Genomic DNA, 17,575 nt, shown 5'->3' with positions numbered 1-17,575 from the left:
TGTATTCGCTTTCTTTAGCATATTCACACACATCAATGAATAGGCTTGATTTATTAGAAATTTATAAAATTTTTGCATTATAATAAAACTATTGCCAGTTTTTGAAAAAACCTTTATTCTCTTCTTGTAATCAAAAATGAATATGGAGATGAAACATACTATGGGTCAACTAGGAGACGCCGATTACGTTCCCGACACCGCCTTTTTATCCTTCCCAGCAGCTAAAACATTTCACTTAGAATTTATGATACAGTTGGTTGTTATTTTTATAGCTTCTATTTTGTATGCAATTTCTATGAATATGTTTTTTATCCCGCATAATATGATTAGCGGTGGATTCGCTGGTGTAGGGATGATTATCGGTTATTTAATGCACTACAATATCGGTGCACTTATCTTTTTACTAAACATTCCTCTTCTTATTTTAAGTCACTTTTACTTAGGCAAGAAGACAACCTTTTTAACAGCTTACTTTGTAGCTGTATCATCGTTAGCGATGAACATTATCCCGGTACACCAAGTTTCAGACGATATTTTACTTTCTTCTGTATTCGGTGGTGTCATCTGCGGAGCAGCTTCAGGAATTATATTCCGATTTGCTTCTTCAACAGGTGGTTTTGATGTTGTTGGATTGATTGTAGCGAAATATCGAGATGTTTCAATTGGAGCAATCATATTTGTATTCAACTTAATCTTACTTGTAGCAGCAGGTTTTATTTTCGGATGGGATATTACACTTTATACGTTAATTAGTCGATTTGTAGTCAGCAAAGTTATCGACGCTGTGCATACGAAACATATTAAATTAACGATAATGACTATTACAGAAAAAGGCGAGGAAATAAAAAGCGCACTACTACATCACGGCATACGCGGGGTGACAATGGTAGACGCTGTCGGCGGCTATACAAACCATAAGAAAAAAATGATTTACACTGTCGTGACTCGCTATGAGTTAGGCGAAATGAAACGTATTATCCGTCAAGTGGATAACAAAGCATTTATGAACATTACTGAAACAGTTGAAATTGTCGGCCGTTTCAAACGCATATAAAAAGGTTAATAAATTAAAGGGCATAACATATTAGTCATATATAATATGTTATGCCCTTTGTTATTCAACTAACGTACCTTTTAGCATAATAAAATCACTAAGTTTATTACTACAAATCGGAGGATAGCATTCCATATACAATACTATCTGTCCATTCATCTTTATTCCAAAAATCTTGTATGAAATGGGCTTCCTTTCTCATACCTATTCGTTCACACAATTTTTGTGAAGCTGTATTACGTGCATCAAGATTAGCCTGTATACGATGTACATTACATTCATTAAATAATTTCAATACCAAACTACTTACTGCTTCTGTCGCCAAACCTCTCCCAGCTACTTCATTTGAAAAACTATAACCAATCTCAACAGTGTCTTTCATATTTGTGTACCATACGGATAAATCACCAACTACTTTAGTTTTGTATATAACTGCCAAACTTAATATTGTTTCTTTAGTAAGTACATTATTTGCTAACTTCTTATTAAATCTTTTCTGCATGTCTTCATGAGTCCACTTATTATGTAATAGGAACTTACATGTATCATCACTATTATAAATAGCAAATACATCCTGTAAATCAGTACTCTTAAAAGGTCTAATTATTAATCTTTCTGTTGTGAACTCCAAGTTAGCTCTCCTCCCTTACATTCATGCTATAAAACATTTTTTATAGTATTTAAGCCTCATTCTTAGATCTCACCTTGATTACATATTTCATCATAATAAATTAAAATCCTTCTTCCACTAAACTGCACCGTTAATGGTATTTCCTTGCGCTTTTTATTTTTTACACTTATTACAAAATCAGATAATTCTATTATTATGTCCCTAAATGTGTTATAATGAAAGCAGACTCACAAAAAAAGAGTATATAGACTTGGAAGTTTCTCTTATTTTACAAGCAAAAAGAAACGAGCAGTCGGGTATATTTCAGACACCATACACGTAACGGTTTAAACAACCGATCATCTTAGTTACTCTTCAATGATCTTTTTATAAAAAGATACGTACAATTAAAACTCACTTCAATATACTATACCTACCTTTTTGACTTCCAAATCATCTTATTACATAGGGAGATGAACATATGAATCAATATATACGATATACAATAGCTGTCCTGTTTGCTATTATCGGCGGAACAATCTGCTTCTGGACAAACACTCAGCTTGGAGAGAATATCATCTTTAATGGAATCGAAACACTTGTAAGCGCTTCAATTTTAGGCGGATACATTTACTTCCTCTTCAATCCAGAAGAAAACGCTCAAAAAACAATGTTATTAACAATGATCGGAATCGTTGGTGGATGTATTTCCTACTCAATGACAAACTATACATTACCACTTCAATTAAGCTCAGCTTTCTTCCACGGTCTATGGACTTGGTTCATTGCATTCTGCCTAGCAGACGTATTCAACCTTTTACAAGACAATGAAGAAGATAGCGGTCGCCAAATTGAAAGTAACTCTTAAGCTGGAAGATACTCTTCCAGCTTTTTCATGTTGGTTTGCATATCCCCGCATCACGATAAAAAGAAGTTACCCTCACGGCAACTTCTTTTCCACATACCCCACTTCGTATTCACTAAAATATATCAACGATTTTTCAAATATATCGATTGTTTCTCCACTTATATCAACGATTCGACGTAGGATATCGATTTACCGACATCCTTCGACACTCAAAACGCACAACATACCCTATCCCCCAAGCAACTTACTGCCGAACTCTACGATTAAAAAGATAATTAATAGGATCGCGAGTATCTTTAATGCTACATATGCCACTTTAAAAACAACATAAATGAGCAAGACTATCAAAATAATTGATAAGATTTCCATATTTACTTCCTCCAAGCTTTGCTCTTCTTATCTCATTTTACTCGCCCTAGGCTGTTTATGGAACGGCATAAGATGACATATAAAAAAGAGGATACCTCACCCATCGTAAGATACCCTCTCTTTCAGCTGCTCAAACCATTCTCTTTCTACTTGTAAATATCCCATCTCACTCTTCTCGGCGCTCTTTAATTCTTGATCGGCTTTCTTCATATAAGTACGGGACGCTTCCATATTACCCTCTACATATCTAATAATTCCTTGTGTACGGTAATATCCACTTAGGTCCATTTTTGTAATAGCCTTTGCATGTTCCTTTGCTTCTTGCAAAGAAAGACTATCCATCTGATAAAGGGCTTTATATAAAAGGTACCAACTATGAAAACTACTAACGAAAAACTTATTTTCTTTCGTTACAGGTAGTTGAACAATTCGTTCTATATACGGTATCGCTCTTTCCATTCCCTCTTGATCTGCACGAGCAAAAAAGACGAGCATAAGTCTACTCATTATCTCTCTTATCCCTTTATTCTCTTTTATTTTCTCCTCACTCAATTCTACTAACCTTTCATCCCAATCTTTCGGTCTTTTATAACTAAATAACTCACTCGATATTTGAATCTCATATAAGTGATTTCTAGCTCTTTCATCATCTTTAATTAAAATAAGAAATTGCATCCCATCACTCATAAGCATTCCTTTTATCGGCACAATTGTAACCGCAAAGATTGCAAAATGGAAAAAGGAAAAATATAAAAGATATTGATAATAACTCACCATATATATGTAACCGGAAGTAATACCAAATAGTAAACTCGTAATCGGTCCACCTAAAGTGAGCCACGCCCACTTTTTCGAAAGATTCGGTGTCTCTATAGAAGGTGGTACTAGTGTTGCAACGCCTCCAAAATACGCCCACAATTTATTTTCTCGAATGCGTAATTTTCCTTTTTCTTTTTGAATAGTAATGGGTCCTACTGTCATAAATTTAAATGTCAAACCACCTATTACACCAAATACTACATGTCCTAGCTCATGAATGGCTAACACTAACAATGAAATTCCAACTATTGCCCATAAGTTCAAAATTACTTCTAATTTCCCAGTTCGGATTACTCCGTATAAAATGGACAGAATTAGCGCCACTGTCATTGAGCCAGCTGGCCTTCTTAAAATATCCACCTTTTTCTCCCCTTAATAAATCATTTTTCTTTGCATTTCGTACATGAACTTCCCGAGATGCAATATCCAAATAAATGAGATTAAGCCAATTAATACAAAATCGATATCACTAGCAGCTGTATATATAACGGCAGCCCACCATACATATGCCAATATTGTATTCGTAAATTCATACGCTTTATATCCAGCCTCATGCACAATGTGCTTTAATCCTTCATCTGCGTTTTTCGTCCACATTTTCATAGATTCCATATACGTTACACCTTGTTCAGGATATAGCTTATTATAACGATTTTTTGTTATAAGTCCGATAATTACTACAGTAGTTAAACAAACAATAGAAGCCACTAAATTCCACACCGCAAATGAAACATTTGTATCCTGCAACAGTGCACGTCTACATGTAATAACTGCATATACAAACCATGCCTGCGTAACTATATCGCCTACACGTAAATATATACTTATAATGCCTAATTTTCTGCCTTGTACGCTCTCTTCTTCATCGCGTGCCTCTGCTAACATACGTGTATTCTTCCAAGTATAGTACATCATTAAGATTCCAAAAATAGTACATATACCTATAAATGTATTGGATGATAATTTTCTCGGTTCATCCGAGAGTAAATTTAAAGCTATATAAGACGTTAAAAAGCCGCCCATCATACTTAATGCTATTTTCCCCACAGAATCAAATTGTTTTTTTCGTTTACTCTTCATCGTCCTCTTCCCCCTCTACTAACGTAAATATTTCCTCCACCGGTACATTGAAAATTTGTGCGATTTTTAACGACAATACGATAGATGGTGCATAATCCCCGCGCTCAATTAAACTAATCGTTTGCCGTGATGATCCAATCGCTTTCCCTAAATCCCCTTGTGATAAACGATGCTTTGCTCGCAATTCCCTCACTCGATTTTGAAGCTTCATGTCTTCCCTCTTTTTCATTTATTTAATTAAAATTGTAAATAATATCCTTATTTTTGTCAATTATAATTGTCATTTTGACGTTAATAATTGACAAAAATAAAGATGTATTATGTTAGAAATAACCTATATAATGAATGTGAAATATTAAACAAAGGAAGTGACATATGAATAAAATATCTACTTTTTCCTATATTCTTACCAAGCTTACAGCGACTTTCTTGTTATTATTACTCATTAGCACGCTTCTCTTAACAACTAATCAGCAAACATTATATAGTTTCTTAGCTGGATTACGAGAACTACTATATGTTCCCTTCGTTCCTATTCTTGCGGCATATGCAATTTTTTGTTCTATTTGCATCGATAAATTGAAATTAAAAACACATACAAGACTGAAGACATTATGCCTTTATATTTTTTGCGGCTATTTATTTTCTCTTCCATTCCTAATATTTAAAGAAGCTAGTCTAATACAGTTCTTGTTTCTCGGATCAATTGGAGCAGTGTGTTCTCTTTTTTTCTACCTATGTACAGTTATAGCAACAAAATTTAAGTGGATACAATATGTCGTGCCAGGCATTATGCTTATTATATTTATCACAATCAACTTTATCGATTTAGAAAAGGTTGGAACATCAAAAGAACAATGGGTCGAAACAAAAACAGAAAACTCTTTCGAAGCATCTTTTCAACATTTTAGCGGTGAACATAAAGTCCCAATTGAGCTAAGACGAGGTGACATATTAGAATTCAGCATTGAATCACGAGCTGAAAATCCGGATGGCTACATGGGAGACGTAAAAATGGCTAGTGAGTTTCAAGAGAAAGAAAATTATTTAGCCCCAGCTGGCCCTAATACATATCATTTCGCGGCAATTAAGACAGGAACTTATTACATTATAGTTAGCGGAAATCAGCTAAAAGGAAAATTTAAAATAGATTGGAACATAAAATGAAACTTTAATCAGCCCTCACCAATCGGGCTTTTACCGGCAGCAGGGCCCCATCTAACTTCTTTTCTTCCGCTGAATTTTGAGGTGGGGTCTTACTGCCCGGCATATAGCGGGATAAAATAAAAAAGTCAGTGCTTTTGCACTGACTTCCTAAATTCTGACATAGAATGGATTTCATATTAACTTGCGTTTTGTAGTAATACTCGTTTTAACTGCTTACGGAAACGAATACCTAACGTAACCGCTACAATCACAATAACTCCAAAAATGATTTTACCGATATGACCTTCTAGCACTCCAAAGATATCATGTAAGTTTCCACCTAACCAGTAACCACCGATTAAGAAGAATGATACCCAAAATAGAGCACCTGAATAAATTGTAATGGCAAAACGACGGAATGGTAAATTAATAATTCCTGCAAAGTATCCTGTGAAATGACGTACACCAGGAATAAAGAAACCAATAAAAATTAAGAAGTACCCATACTTATCAAACCACATTCTCGTTAAGTCAATTTTTCTTTGCGTTAAAAATACGTATTTCCCATACTTTTGAATGAAAGGCATACCTAATTTATTTCCTAAAAAGTATTGAATCGTCATTCCTACACTTGTCCCAATAAAGGATAGAATAATTAAAATCGGTAAACTTAAATCACCCTTATGTGCTAAAAATCCCGCATATGCTAACGTTGGCTCTCCCGGAAACGGAAGTGCAATATATTCTAACAGCAAGCCGACAAGTACAACATAGTACCCGTATTGCTGAAATAATTCATGAATCCATTCCATGTCATCTCTCCTTTCAATCACGTACAACTTCTTACTATTATTGTATAAAAAAATTGTCGAAATAACTATCACAATAGCTTACATTTTTATTACATTTTTGTAAGGGTCACACTAGTGATTTTCGTTCTTTATTAAATAGTAAAAATCATTTTTCAAGTCGAAATAGCGAAAAGGCGCATTAATAACATGCAAATTTTATCCATTTTTTAGCACTAAAAAACCTCTCTTATTTTGTTCTCAATAAAAACCATCACAAACTCATGCTAACTTCATATTAGCTTCATATACGTATTGTAAGATTATATCGGAATTTGTTGAAAAATTTAACCAATATATGACTAAGCATTAATTTGAATAAATATAAGTCGTTTTTCGAAATTGAAAAAAGGGTGAATACGAAATGGAAGCATATAAAATGCACGATTTTATTAATACAAATGTTGAATCTCATCAAAATGAAACCGTTTTTAATTTACAAATCTGTGAAACAAGTGAATTTGACGTAAGTTTAACAAAATCTACAACACTATCTTTTATCGTTTCAAAAAAGAATATTAAAATTGTCACGAAAAAATGGATTAATTCAAATCAAGAAAGCATGATTGGCAAAAGCTACATCATTCCAACAAAAGCTTTTCATTATTTCTTACCAATCATCTCTGAAAATGAAGATGAGCTAAATATTCAAGTTCAAAGTTTTGGACTACGTGGTGAGCTTTTATTAAATGAAAGATTACTTATTGATAACAACAACAAACACAACAGCAAAATCACTACATTCTTTGAAACATTAGATGAAAATGTAAATAAAGCATTACGAGGATTACAACTTCATTGTATGTAAGACTCTTACGATAGTAAAAGGAGAATAACAATGAAAAAATTATTATTAAGCGCACTATTATCATTAGGATTTTTAACTCTTCCATTCTCTAGCGCAGAGGCAGCTACAACGAAAGATCAATTAATCGTAGACACTCAGTTAAATAAAATGGATTATTATCAGGATGGAAAATTTATAAAAAGTTTTACTGTCGCTACTGGAAAAGCTGCAACACCTACACCTAAAGGCACTTTTCAAATCGTAAATAAAATTAAAAATCGCCCTTATTATACAGGCAAAATTAAAGGCGGCGATCCACGTAATCCACTTGGTGACCGTTGGCTCGGATTAAATATGGCAGGAACTTACGGAACAACTTATGCGATTCACGGAACTAACAATAATCAAGCAATCGGCAAATGGACAACACTTGGTTGTATTCGTATGTATAACAATGATATACACTGGTTATTTGAGCGCGTTCAGCAGCAAGCTACTGTCACTGTAAAATAGCCTAAAAACAAGATTTATGTGTAGCCAAGAATTTTATGTCTTGGCTTATTTTATTTATTCATTTACAGTAGCAAAACAACTGTATTTACATATATAATAGGAATAGATTTGATTAGCTAATATTTAAACATTGATAAACGTAGATATTAAAATTATACAGTTATAATGTTTTATAAATTTTATAATACATACTATAATAGAACTACTGTAATTCTGAACTATTCAGTAACACTAAACTATTCCCCTTGCTACCTTCATGATTATTTTATAGCGGGGGCTTATTATATGTATAAACAATCTGAGTCACTCGAAAAATGATGAATTCGAATATTGCAGTAAAAAGCGTTATTTAGGAGGTGTTACTATGACGCATATACTGGTGATTGAAGACAACCCAGATATACAAGAACTTATTCGTGAATTTCTAATGGCACAAAACTTTACAGTTGATGTAGTTGGTGCTGGAACAGAAGGTATTCTTCTTTTCCAAAAAAATTCATACGATCTTGTCCTCCTCGATGTAATGTTACCAGATATAGATGGCTATAGTATTTGTAAAATTATGCGAGGACAATCTGATGTACCAATCATTATGTTAACAGGCTTACATAATGAAGAAAGTGAAATTAAAGGATTTGAGTTAGGTATTGATGACTATATTACGAAACCGTTCCATTATACTGTATTTATTAAGCGTGTAGAGGCTGTATTAAGAAGGGCAGCAACGAAGGAAGCAGAAGCTGCAACTATACTACAATTCCATGAATTGATGTTAAACTCTACAGCATATGCAGCTTATGTTCATGGTAATCAAATTGAATTGACAACAAAAGAATTTGAAATTATTTATACTTTACTGCAAAATCGAGGAAAAGTATTATCAAGAAGTGATTTGTTGAATAAGGTATGGGGCTATGAACATTATGGTGATGTAAGAGTTATAGATACACATATTAAAAACTTAAGAAAAAAATTAGGAATTCCTTATATTAAAACGGTGAAAGGCATTGGCTACAAAATCGAATCGTAGCAAAGACAACATCACCAAAAATATTTTCATCAAAACCTTATTATTTTGTATTCTTTTATCACTTTGTCTTTATCAAATTATTTACTTTCTAGCTTCAAACTACGATAAAGAACGTTTTGCGAAAGAAAATGGAACGCCGACTACAGAACAGGCCGATTCAGATAAGCAAAACGACGGAAGTAAAACGAAGCAAAATAAAGCTGTGTCAGAGGGGAGCATTTCTAATTTCCAATCTTCTATTATAGATTATAAATCTCTTTCTACAGCTATCAATCACCTTTTGCAGCCTAGCCAAACTGTAAAGGCAAAAGAACATACACAAAATCTTTCGGGGAAAAATAGCACTTCTAATCCGCCTACAGAAGCAGAAAAGAAAGCCGCTAATAATGATGCCTTACATACACAAAATGCAGCAAGTAAAACAAATGATACAAATGATAATCCAAAGTTAGCAGATGCGTTGCAGCAATTAGCTCCACATATTGGCGCGACAATGCTTGCATTATCACTACTCGGATCTTTAATTTATACAAAACTAATTGCCAAACCTTTTCAATATATGAGCGATGCTTTAAAAGATATTATGAATCTTGATTTCTCAGATAAAAAGCTACTTAACAAAAATACAGATCAAACAGATTTTAATTTGCAAGTAGCTGCTTCACAAGTACCAAATATTGTGAAGAATTTACATGCAAGCAATCAAGATTTAAGAAATGAGCTCAAGAAGGAACAACAATTAGAACAATCTCGTAAAGAATTTATGTCTATGGTATCCCATGAATTAAAAACACCAATCGCAGCCGTTATGGGACAACTAGATGGCATGATTCACGGAATTGGAGCTTATAAAGATAGAGATAAGTATTTGAAACGTTCCTACGAGATGATGCAAGACATTAACATATTAACGGAAAAAATGTCGGAATTATCCAAAATACAAAACCCTCAATTTAAACCGAATTTAGAAGTCATTTCTTTATCTAATATTATTGAGGATGTTATGAAGAAAGTAGATTACTTTGTATCTGTAAAACAATTAAATGTACAATCTAATATTAAACACGACGTACAAATTTTAGCTGATCCTAAATTTATTCAAACTGCTATTTTTAACATTATTTCAAATGCAATTCATTATACAATTGACCATCAGCACGTATATATAAAGCTTTATGAAAAACCAAATGGTTACGCATTAGAAGTATTAAATACAGGTTCACAAATTGATGAAGATAAACTTGCTCATTTATTTGAGCCTTTCTATCGCGCAAACCCTGATAAACACGGTTTAGTACAAGGTAGTGGTCTTGGATTATATATCGTGAAACAAATATTAGATAAACATCAGTTTCCTTACGGGATACAAAACACGCCTCAAGGTGTAAAATGTTCTATTGTATTCCCAAAAGCAATGTAAAAACCTACTACAATTTCATACCCCAAATTCATACTTCGTATGAGTGGCGGAATTTTGTAGAGTATATGACTCTGTTTCGTTCGCCCGTTATCCTTATTTGGATAGCGGGCGTTTTTTATTACTTAAAAGGAGGATTTTTTATGGAAAAGTTTAAATATTCATTGCTCGTTTTATTCGGTGCTTGCAGCTATGGCATACTTTCAACTATTTTCAAACTCGGATTCATAAATGGATTTTCAGCACATCAACTCTTAGGGGGACAATATGTCTTCGGATGGATTGGACTATTTCTACTCGTTCTTTTCTTTTCACGTCATAAAGTAACAAAAAAACAATTCTTTTCCTTACTAACCGTCGGAACAACAATGAGTATGACCGGGATTTTTTACGCTATTTCTGTAGAAGAACTACCCGCATCTATCGCTGTCGTCCTACTCTTTCAGTTCACTTGGATTGGTGTCATTATCGAAGCCATTGCAAATCGAACATTTCCAAGCCGCGATAAGATCATATCTATCCTTATTTTATTTGCTGGTACATTGTTTGCAGGTGGTGTATTTGAAGGCCTCGGGCAAAGTTTTTCTACGAAAGGGATTATCTTTGGGCTATTAGCTGCTGTCTCTTTTTCATTCTATGTTTTTGCAAGCGGGCGCGTCGCTACGGATGTTCCGCCTTATACGAAAAGCTTCCTTATGACAACAAGCGCTACTCTTATCGTATGCCTATTCTTTCCGCCAACCTTTTTAACAGACGGTGCTTTGCAAGCCGGTCTATGGAAATATGCTTTCTTCCTCGGATTATTCGGCGTTGTTGTACCTGTCATTTGTTTTTCAATCGGTGTACCAAAGGTTGGAACAGGGCTTGGTACAATATTAGGTGCAGCTGAATTACCAACTGCTATTATTGCTTCTATTACACTTGTACATGAAGTCGTAACGTTCATGCAGTGGATTGGAATTATTTTCATATTAGTTGGGATCTTCACTCCTCAGCTGCTTACGGCTAGGAAAGAAAGGAAACAAAATCGCGTGCATAGCGCTTGAAAAAATACAGAATTTATATAAAAGATATAACTGCAATTAAAATAAGTAAATTTATCTGGAGGTATAAATGACTATTTTAAGCATCGTATTTTTTGCTATTATGTGTATCTTCTTCCTAATAAGATATATGAAAGAAAAGAAATTTTACGATTTACTTCTCATTCCCGTTTGTATATATGCAGGAGCAGTGAAAACTCCTTTCGTAGAGTACTTAAACTTTAATACTACATTTAAAATAACGTATGATATTGCAGCTATTATTCTTGTACTCCTTGCTGTACTTTTCTTTTTGAAAGATAAGAAAGAGAATCATACTGCATAACAAAAGACCTTTCATTTACTTGAAAGGTCTTTTTCTCTATCTCATTTTACCGCTCCATACAGCTTCTCTATCTCATGCTCAATTTGTTTTACATCGATTCGCTCAAATAATGGCTGTACGCTATCAATTCTACTTGGCAACGTATTTTGCGGTTCCCAATTTCGTTTCACAATCGACAATGTGTTTCGAACTCTTTCACTTGAAAATGGTAAAAACGGTTCAAGGAGATTTGCAAAATTAGCGATAAGATACACACAGTTATAAATCGTTTCTTCACATGAAACTGGATCATCTTCTCTTTGTTTCCAAGGCTGCTTTTCATCAAAGTATTTATTTGCAAAACGTACTGCATCAAATATTGTTTCTAGCGCCACCTTAAATTTAGTTTGCTCAATCGCCTCTCCTACACGCTTATATAATCCTTCTACTTTATCTTTCAGCTCTACCTCAATACTTCCCTTCGGCACGATACCACCATAATATTTTTCGATAAACTTTAATGTCCGGTTCACAAAGTTCCCGTATGCACCTAATAATTCACTATTATGACTGTAAATAAATTCCCGCCATGAAAAATCAGTATCGCGATTTTCTGGTGCGTTGACGGTTAAAAAGTAACGAATAGAATCTGGATCATAGCTTTCTAATATGTCAGGCACCCATACTGCCCAATTTTTACTTGTAGATAATTTTCTTTTTTCAACTGTTAAATATTCATTCGAAACGATATGACGCGGGATTGCTTCCTCCCCTATTCCAAGTAATACCGCTGGCCAAATGACGGAATGAAACGGAATATTATCCTTTCCGTGCACATAATATGTTTTCGCTTCGCTATCCCAAAACTCTTGATCATCTTTCCCTGTTTCTTCAGCCCAATGTTTACTCGCTGAATAATAGCCTGTCACTGCTTCAATCCATACGTAAATTTTCTTATCTTCATACCCTTCTACTGGAATTGGTACCCCAATTGGTAAATCACGTGATACGGCCCTATCTAGTAATCCTTCCTTTACATATCTCTCTGTTAGTTGAATCGCATTGTCGCGCCATGTCCCTGTTTGCTTGGCAATTTCTACAGCCCTTTTAATTTGCTCCTGAAATGTATGCAATGCGAAATAGAAATGCTCTGTTTCCTGTACGGATGGTGTACTACCACATAACTTACATTTCTTTTCTAACAAATCAAGAGGATCTAAAATAGCAGAACACGCATCGCATTGATCTCCTCTTGCTGCTTCATGGCAATGTGGACATATTCCTTCTACATAACGATCCGGTAAAAACTGCGTACACGTTTCACAATATGCTTGTTCCACTATTTTTTTATAAATATGTCCTTCTTCTAATAAACGTAAAAAAACATTTTGAACCGTTTCATGATGGTGCTCACTATCTGTACGTGTATAGCAATCATAAGTAAAACCAAGGCTACGAAAACATCGCTGGAACTCTTCATGATACTGATCAGCAATTTCCTTCGCTGTCACACCTTCTTGTTTTGCTCTAATTGCAATCGGTGTTCCATTACAATCACTTCCCGAAACATACAACACATTCTCACCTTTGGACCGGTAATAACGTGCTAAAATATCTCCAGGTAATAAACTCGCAATATGGCCAAGATGTAATGAACCATTCGCATACGGCCAAGCGCCCCCAATAAAAATACTCATCTTACATTCCTCCTTTAAAATATAAAAAGCCCCACCCCTATCTTAAAAAAGATAAGGGCGGGGCTGTATAAACAGTCGCGGTACCACCTTATTTCGCCAATTACTCACATAATTAGCCTTAACAAGTACGGAGCTATATGCTCTTATACTGTGGTTTTGATAACGAGTACCAACTCTCGTCGCCGCCTACTATTATCATTTGATAAGTTCAGGACGAAGCTCAAAGGCCATTGTTCAAATGAATATTCTTGCTTCTTCTCAGCTACCGAAGCTCTCTGGAAAGAATGTGTTCATCCTACTTTTCCTTTTCAACGCTTTTACGTATAACAAGTATTGTACGACTTAATCACAGAAAAATCAAACTTTTATCCAGAAAGAAAAGGAAATTACATCCCCCTGCCGAATACCTATACGTTCACAAAAGGAGTGATAACATTGAACCAAAAACAACTAAGCACTATAAATGAAAAAAGCTGGAATACAGCTGCTTATGAAGCTTGGACGAATCGCCATGGGGCGCCAGAGGATTATGCAAAAAAAATTATGGAAGATCCCACACGCGAAGTAGCACATTATTTACCTTACATACAATCTCCAAAAGGAAAACGTATTATTAACTTACTCGGCTCAAAAGGAAATAAAGGTGTTGCTCTCGCTCTTTTAGGCTCTGAAGTAACAGTTGTTGATATTTCAGCAAGTAATGCAAAATATGCAAATGAACTTGCGGACGCAGCAGGTGTCTCTATCCAGTATGTCGTTTCTGATGTATTAAATGTGCAGCTCTCCGAATCATTTGATATCGTATTGCTGGAACTTGGTGTACTCCATTACTTTCTAGATTTAAAACCACTCTTTCAAAAAATTGCTACTTTACTTAAGCGAGATGGAATGCTTATACTTCGTGACTATCATCCTGTTTACACAAAATTATTAGGAGTCGACCACCCATCATTTCAGGCCAATGGAAATTATTTCGATGAAGAATTAATTGAAGATGATGTTGCTTATAGCATCCTTCTTACAGAAGCACAGAAAGAATCGCTACCTAAAACAACCATCCGTCGCTGGACGCTAGGAGAAATCATTACAACACTTGCGGAAGAACGTTTTAAAATCGAAAAACTAGTTGAAGAACATGGATCTCATCAAAGATGGGTCTTTCCTTCTACTGCACCAGAAGGAATCGAAGAACGTATCCCTGGTCTATATACAATAATTGCGACAGCATGCAAAAAAGGATCCCTTCACGGATAGGATCCTTTTTGCATGCTCACGCATATAAGTTGAGGTTGGAGATTACCATAATTCTGTAGAATAGGACACAAGATATTTCAACATTTCGTCTCTGACTTACGTCGTCAAAAAGGGGTATGACCAACATAACGAAGAGTAATGTTTTTAGTTGATACTGATAATCGTTATCAACTAATTAGAAGTATACATGATGTCATTTCAAATTTCAATAGCATTTCTAATATTTATTTATGAATTTTATGATATGCAAATGTATACATTTTAAGAACTTTTTCTAATACTAATCTGACTCCTTCCATTATCTGCTATAATTTTCATTGAACAGATTAATAACTTCATAATAATGTTTTTATTAATTTTGTTTTAAATATCTATAAATCATAATAAACAGTTTAAATGAGGGTAGGGGTAACGATGAAATATGTTAGTATTCGAAAAAAACTACTGTTCACACTCTTAAGCATTTCTTCTTTATTTAGTATTGCTCTTATTGTTATTCTTTCATTCGCCATGAATCAAGCAAGTGAAATCGAAACGTTAAAAAATGATGTATCAAAAAGAGCGACGATTTTAAAAGAACGTGGCGATTGGTTCCAAGCACAAGTTGCTGGTTTACAAGAATATTTGCTATCACATGATCAAAAAGGATTAGATAAGTTCAATCGAGAAGGGAAAAAATTAGCTGATACTAGAGAGAAAGTAACAAGTGACAAGAAGCTCCCAGAAGGAATGAAAGAAGCTATTTTAATGGGTGGAAAATGGCGTAGCGTCATAGATAATGAGGTACTACCTCTTGCGCGTGAAGGAAAATGGGACGAAGCATCCAAAATTGCTTTATCACAAACAGATTATGTAAATGATCTTTTAGGTCGTTTTAATAAATATACAAATGAAGAGAATGAGAAACGTGACGCATTAATTGCTGATGTCGAGTCTTCTTCATCACTTATTCAATATATTATTTTCTTCTCACTTATTACATGTACATTAACGTCTATCTTATTAGCATGGTGGTTCTCTGGTAAACTCGTTAAACCAATTCGACAAATTGATGAGAAGTTAAAAGAATTAGCTTCTCAAGACGGAGATTTAACGGCTAGATTACACGTAACAAGTAAAGATGAAATTGGTGACATTGCAAATTCCTTTAATCAAATGCTCACTAACTTACAGCATATAATAAAACAAGTTCAACAAACATCAACAAGTGTAAAAGAAGCTTCCGAAAATGTATTTATCGAAACAACCGCTTCTATGGAAAATACCGCAAGAACCCAAGAAACTATGAATGCTCTTGAACACAATATTCGTTCACAAGTTTCTAGCATTGAAGAAAGTTCAACCGCAATGGATGACATGGCAACGAGTGTTCAGCGTATCGCTGAGTCCGCCTCTTCTGTTACTAGTTTAGCTGTCACAACTTCAGAAAAAGCAGATGATGGGAATAAAGTCATTGAGAAATCTATTACACAAATGCATACAATTAACGAAGCTGTTAACGCTACATCACAAGTAGTTGAGCGACTCATTACACATACAAACCATATTGATACTGCACTTCAATCTATTTCGAATATCGCTGAGCAAACAAATTTGCTCGCTTTAAATGCTTCTATTGAAGCAGCTCGTGCTGGTGAACACGGCAAAGGATTCGCTGTTGTTGCCGATGAAGTTCGAAAACTTGCTGAACAATCTCAACTAGCCGCAACTGACATTAACCATTTACTTCATCAAATTCAAGCTGATACAAAAATAGCAAATGATATGATGACACAAGGTCAAGCAGAAGCTTCTGAAGGAATTACGGTTATTCGTACCGCCGGATCTTCATTCTCAGAAATTGTTAACCACATTAACAAAGTCTCTACACAAATGCAAGAAATGTCTGCAACTGCTGAAGAGATGGCTGCAAGCTCTGAAGAAATGAACGCAGCTTTAAATAATATCGCTTCTATTTCAAACGAAGTTGCTGCAGAAACATCACAAACAGCGCATTCGGCTGGTGATCAAGTAAACAAAATGAGTATCGTGGCTAACAAATCATCTGAAATGAAAACAATCGTACAAGAACTTGAAGTTCTCGTCTCTCATTTCAAAACAAACATTTAACGCGAAACTTTCATTTATACTTCTATGAGCTCCAAATTGTTAGAAAGAGGCTGTCTCAAAAGGTCACTAAAAACTACCTTTTGTAGACAACCTCTTTGTTTTTCCTTTATATGGGTAAAAAATACTTTAAGGGAAAGGAACACTGTTGATTCCCTCCTAAAATTTCGAATTTTCTCCTTTTAGTTGAGCCGTTATTGCCTACTTCCGTAAATTATGAGCAACACAAATAAGACCACATTTCAATCTATTTTTGGATGGTAAGGTGGTCTACCACCACCTGGATAACGAGATAAGAGGAGAGAGATCCATAGTTTCTACAGCTGCATGAACCACCCTTGAAAGATAATGTTCAGGAATACGAACCTCAACATCCAATGGAAAAGTAGAAATGTATACTTTTCTACTCTTTCTTAGTTTATTCAAAACCCTTTACCAGAGATACCGCCAGCATTCGAGAAAACCACGCTAAGCAAAATATATAATAAGCTGACTATATTGGCAGGTGTAACGATTGTACTAAAAAGATTTTAGACAGGTTCTAAAATAACCATTCACTTTATCACGTAAATATTTAACAATATGTAATTATATTACCTTTAATTACATATTTTAACATAAAAATTCATT

At 34.6% G+C, this 17,575-nt stretch carries 18 protein-coding genes and 1 other annotated feature; of the genes, 11 read left to right on the top strand and 7 right to left on the bottom strand.

Translation table 11 applies throughout. The features are described from left to right. The first annotated feature begins 160 nt into the window (after positions 1-160). On the top strand, positions 161-1,054 hold the full coding sequence (locus IQ781_RS17850) for a YitT family protein (protein WP_000530044.1): 894 nt from the start codon (positions 161-163) through the stop codon (positions 1,052-1,054). A 109-nt stretch (positions 1,055-1,163) separates the two neighbouring features. Here IQ781_RS17850 and IQ781_RS17845 read toward each other — a convergent pair whose 3' ends face one another. Then, complete coding sequence (locus IQ781_RS17845; RefSeq protein ID WP_000397307.1) at positions 1,164-1,685, bottom strand: GNAT family N-acetyltransferase; 522 nt, start codon at positions 1,683-1,685, stop codon at positions 1,164-1,166. Positions 1,686-2,145: 460 nt separating this feature from the next. Between IQ781_RS17845 and IQ781_RS17840 the strand changes: the two genes are divergently transcribed. Further along, positions 2,146-2,532 (top strand): DUF3938 domain-containing protein, encoded by a 387-nt coding sequence (locus IQ781_RS17840; protein ID WP_001077773.1) that lies wholly within the window; start codon positions 2,146-2,148, stop codon positions 2,530-2,532. Between the two features lie 228 nt (positions 2,533-2,760). Here the strand turns inward: IQ781_RS17840 and IQ781_RS17835 are convergent, their stop codons facing one another. The 4 genes from IQ781_RS17835 to IQ781_RS17820 all read right to left on the bottom strand — a co-directional run bounded on the left by IQ781_RS17835 (position 2,761) and on the right by IQ781_RS17820 (position 5,011). Beyond that, the gene (locus tag IQ781_RS17835; protein WP_000404758.1) at positions 2,761-2,901 is read right to left on the bottom strand and encodes a DUF3985 family protein; all 141 of its coding nucleotides are present in this window, start codon (positions 2,899-2,901) and stop codon (positions 2,761-2,763) included. Positions 2,902-2,997: 96 nt separating this feature from the next. Then, entirely contained in the window at positions 2,998-4,050 is a 1,053-nt protein-coding gene (locus IQ781_RS17830) for a zinc metalloprotease (RefSeq protein ID WP_002182986.1), read from the bottom strand. Between the two features lie 42 nt (positions 4,051-4,092). After that, on the bottom strand, positions 4,093-4,800 hold the full coding sequence (locus tag IQ781_RS17825; protein WP_000837717.1) for a DUF3169 family protein: 708 nt from the start codon (positions 4,798-4,800) through the stop codon (positions 4,093-4,095). After that, positions 4,790-5,011, bottom strand: coding sequence for a helix-turn-helix transcriptional regulator (locus IQ781_RS17820; protein WP_000776168.1), 222 nt, complete (start codon positions 5,009-5,011; stop codon positions 4,790-4,792). The genes IQ781_RS17825 and IQ781_RS17820 overlap by 11 nt, the downstream gene beginning before the upstream one ends. A gap of 164 nt (positions 5,012-5,175) precedes the next feature. On the opposite strand from IQ781_RS17820, the gene IQ781_RS17815 reads away from it, so the two are divergent. Beyond that, the gene (locus IQ781_RS17815; RefSeq protein ID WP_060634752.1) at positions 5,176-5,967 is read left to right on the top strand and encodes a hypothetical protein; all 792 of its coding nucleotides are present in this window, start codon (positions 5,176-5,178) and stop codon (positions 5,965-5,967) included. Positions 5,968-6,143: 176 nt separating this feature from the next. On the opposite strand, the gene IQ781_RS17810 is transcribed toward IQ781_RS17815, so the two are convergent. Next, positions 6,144-6,758 carry a DedA family protein gene (locus tag IQ781_RS17810; RefSeq protein ID WP_000454754.1) on the bottom strand — a complete coding sequence of 205 codons (615 nt, stop codon included), beginning with the start codon at positions 6,756-6,758 and terminating at the stop codon, positions 6,144-6,146. 400 nt (positions 6,759-7,158) lie between these two features. Between IQ781_RS17810 and IQ781_RS17805 the strand changes: the two genes are divergently transcribed. From IQ781_RS17805 to IQ781_RS17780, 6 genes are all read left to right on the top strand, one after another. Further along, on the top strand, positions 7,159-7,602 hold the full coding sequence (locus IQ781_RS17805) for a DUF3978 family protein (protein ID WP_000388769.1): 444 nt from the start codon (positions 7,159-7,161) through the stop codon (positions 7,600-7,602). A 30-nt stretch (positions 7,603-7,632) separates the two neighbouring features. After that, positions 7,633-8,094, top strand: coding sequence for a L,D-transpeptidase (locus IQ781_RS17800; protein WP_000735063.1), 462 nt, complete (start codon positions 7,633-7,635; stop codon positions 8,092-8,094). A gap of 364 nt (positions 8,095-8,458) precedes the next feature. Then, the gene (locus IQ781_RS17795; protein WP_000148833.1) at positions 8,459-9,124 is read left to right on the top strand and encodes a response regulator transcription factor; all 666 of its coding nucleotides are present in this window, start codon (positions 8,459-8,461) and stop codon (positions 9,122-9,124) included. Continuing rightward, complete coding sequence (locus tag IQ781_RS17790) at positions 9,102-10,544, top strand: sensor histidine kinase (protein WP_000201958.1); 1,443 nt, start codon at positions 9,102-9,104, stop codon at positions 10,542-10,544. The genes IQ781_RS17795 and IQ781_RS17790 overlap by 23 nt, the downstream gene beginning before the upstream one ends. Before the next feature lie 140 nt (positions 10,545-10,684). Further along, a complete protein-coding gene (locus tag IQ781_RS17785; protein ID WP_000410484.1) occupies positions 10,685-11,587 on the top strand; it encodes an EamA family transporter in 903 nt (300 codons plus the stop codon). Positions 11,588-11,654: 67 nt separating this feature from the next. Continuing rightward, positions 11,655-11,909, top strand: a complete 255-nt coding sequence (locus IQ781_RS17780; protein ID WP_000154130.1) for a hypothetical protein — start codon at positions 11,655-11,657, stop codon at positions 11,907-11,909. A 41-nt stretch (positions 11,910-11,950) separates the two neighbouring features. On the opposite strand, the gene metG is transcribed toward IQ781_RS17780, so the two are convergent. Further along, complete coding sequence (gene metG, locus IQ781_RS17775) at positions 11,951-13,585, bottom strand: methionine--tRNA ligase (RefSeq protein WP_000021601.1); 1,635 nt, start codon at positions 13,583-13,585, stop codon at positions 11,951-11,953. A gap of 50 nt (positions 13,586-13,635) precedes the next feature. After that, positions 13,636-13,906, bottom strand: a binding site (T-box leader). Between the two features lie 114 nt (positions 13,907-14,020). Between metG and IQ781_RS17770 the strand changes: the two genes are divergently transcribed. Together IQ781_RS17770 and IQ781_RS17765 are read left to right on the top strand one after the other, a co-directional pair. Then, a complete protein-coding gene (locus tag IQ781_RS17770; protein ID WP_059304212.1) occupies positions 14,021-14,839 on the top strand; it encodes a class I SAM-dependent methyltransferase in 819 nt (272 codons plus the stop codon). Between the two features lie 414 nt (positions 14,840-15,253). Beyond that, the gene (locus IQ781_RS17765) at positions 15,254-16,948 is read left to right on the top strand and encodes a methyl-accepting chemotaxis protein (RefSeq protein WP_000878447.1); all 1,695 of its coding nucleotides are present in this window, start codon (positions 15,254-15,256) and stop codon (positions 16,946-16,948) included. The last annotated feature ends 627 nt before the right edge of the window (positions 16,949-17,575 follow it).

It is taken from the genome of Bacillus sp. N447-1 (assembly GCF_022701035.1).
Taxonomy (GTDB): Bacteria; Bacillota; Bacilli; order Bacillales; family Bacillaceae_G; genus Bacillus_A; species Bacillus_A cereus.
Note: the sequence above shows the minus strand (reverse complement) of the source record. Positions and strands in the feature narration are given on the sequence as shown.

Coding starts and splice junctions, on each gene's coding strand:
- IQ781_RS17850 (WP_000530044.1), top strand. CDS start 161: ATGGGTCAACTAGGAGACGCCGATTACGTTCCCGACACCGCCTTTTTA.
- IQ781_RS17840 (WP_001077773.1), top strand. CDS start 2,146: ATGAATCAATATATACGATATACAATAGCTGTCCTGTTTGCTATTATC.
- IQ781_RS17835 (WP_000404758.1), bottom strand. CDS start 2,901: ATGGAAATCTTATCAATTATTTTGATAGTCTTGCTCATTTATGTTGTT.
- IQ781_RS17830 (WP_002182986.1), bottom strand. CDS start 4,050: ATGACAGTGGCGCTAATTCTGTCCATTTTATACGGAGTAATCCGAACT.
- IQ781_RS17825 (WP_000837717.1), bottom strand. CDS start 4,800: ATGAAGAGTAAACGAAAAAAACAATTTGATTCTGTGGGGAAAATAGCA.
- IQ781_RS17820 (WP_000776168.1), bottom strand. CDS start 5,011: ATGAAGCTTCAAAATCGAGTGAGGGAATTGCGAGCAAAGCATCGTTTA.
- IQ781_RS17815 (WP_060634752.1), top strand. CDS start 5,176: ATGAATAAAATATCTACTTTTTCCTATATTCTTACCAAGCTTACAGCG.
- IQ781_RS17810 (WP_000454754.1), bottom strand. CDS start 6,758: ATGGAATGGATTCATGAATTATTTCAGCAATACGGGTACTATGTTGTA.
- IQ781_RS17805 (WP_000388769.1), top strand. CDS start 7,159: ATGGAAGCATATAAAATGCACGATTTTATTAATACAAATGTTGAATCT.
- IQ781_RS17800 (WP_000735063.1), top strand. CDS start 7,633: ATGAAAAAATTATTATTAAGCGCACTATTATCATTAGGATTTTTAACT.
- IQ781_RS17795 (WP_000148833.1), top strand. CDS start 8,459: ATGACGCATATACTGGTGATTGAAGACAACCCAGATATACAAGAACTT.
- IQ781_RS17785 (WP_000410484.1), top strand. CDS start 10,685: ATGGAAAAGTTTAAATATTCATTGCTCGTTTTATTCGGTGCTTGCAGC.
- IQ781_RS17780 (WP_000154130.1), top strand. CDS start 11,655: ATGACTATTTTAAGCATCGTATTTTTTGCTATTATGTGTATCTTCTTC.
- metG (WP_000021601.1), bottom strand. CDS start 13,585: ATGAGTATTTTTATTGGGGGCGCTTGGCCGTATGCGAATGGTTCATTA.
- IQ781_RS17765 (WP_000878447.1), top strand. CDS start 15,254: ATGAAATATGTTAGTATTCGAAAAAAACTACTGTTCACACTCTTAAGC.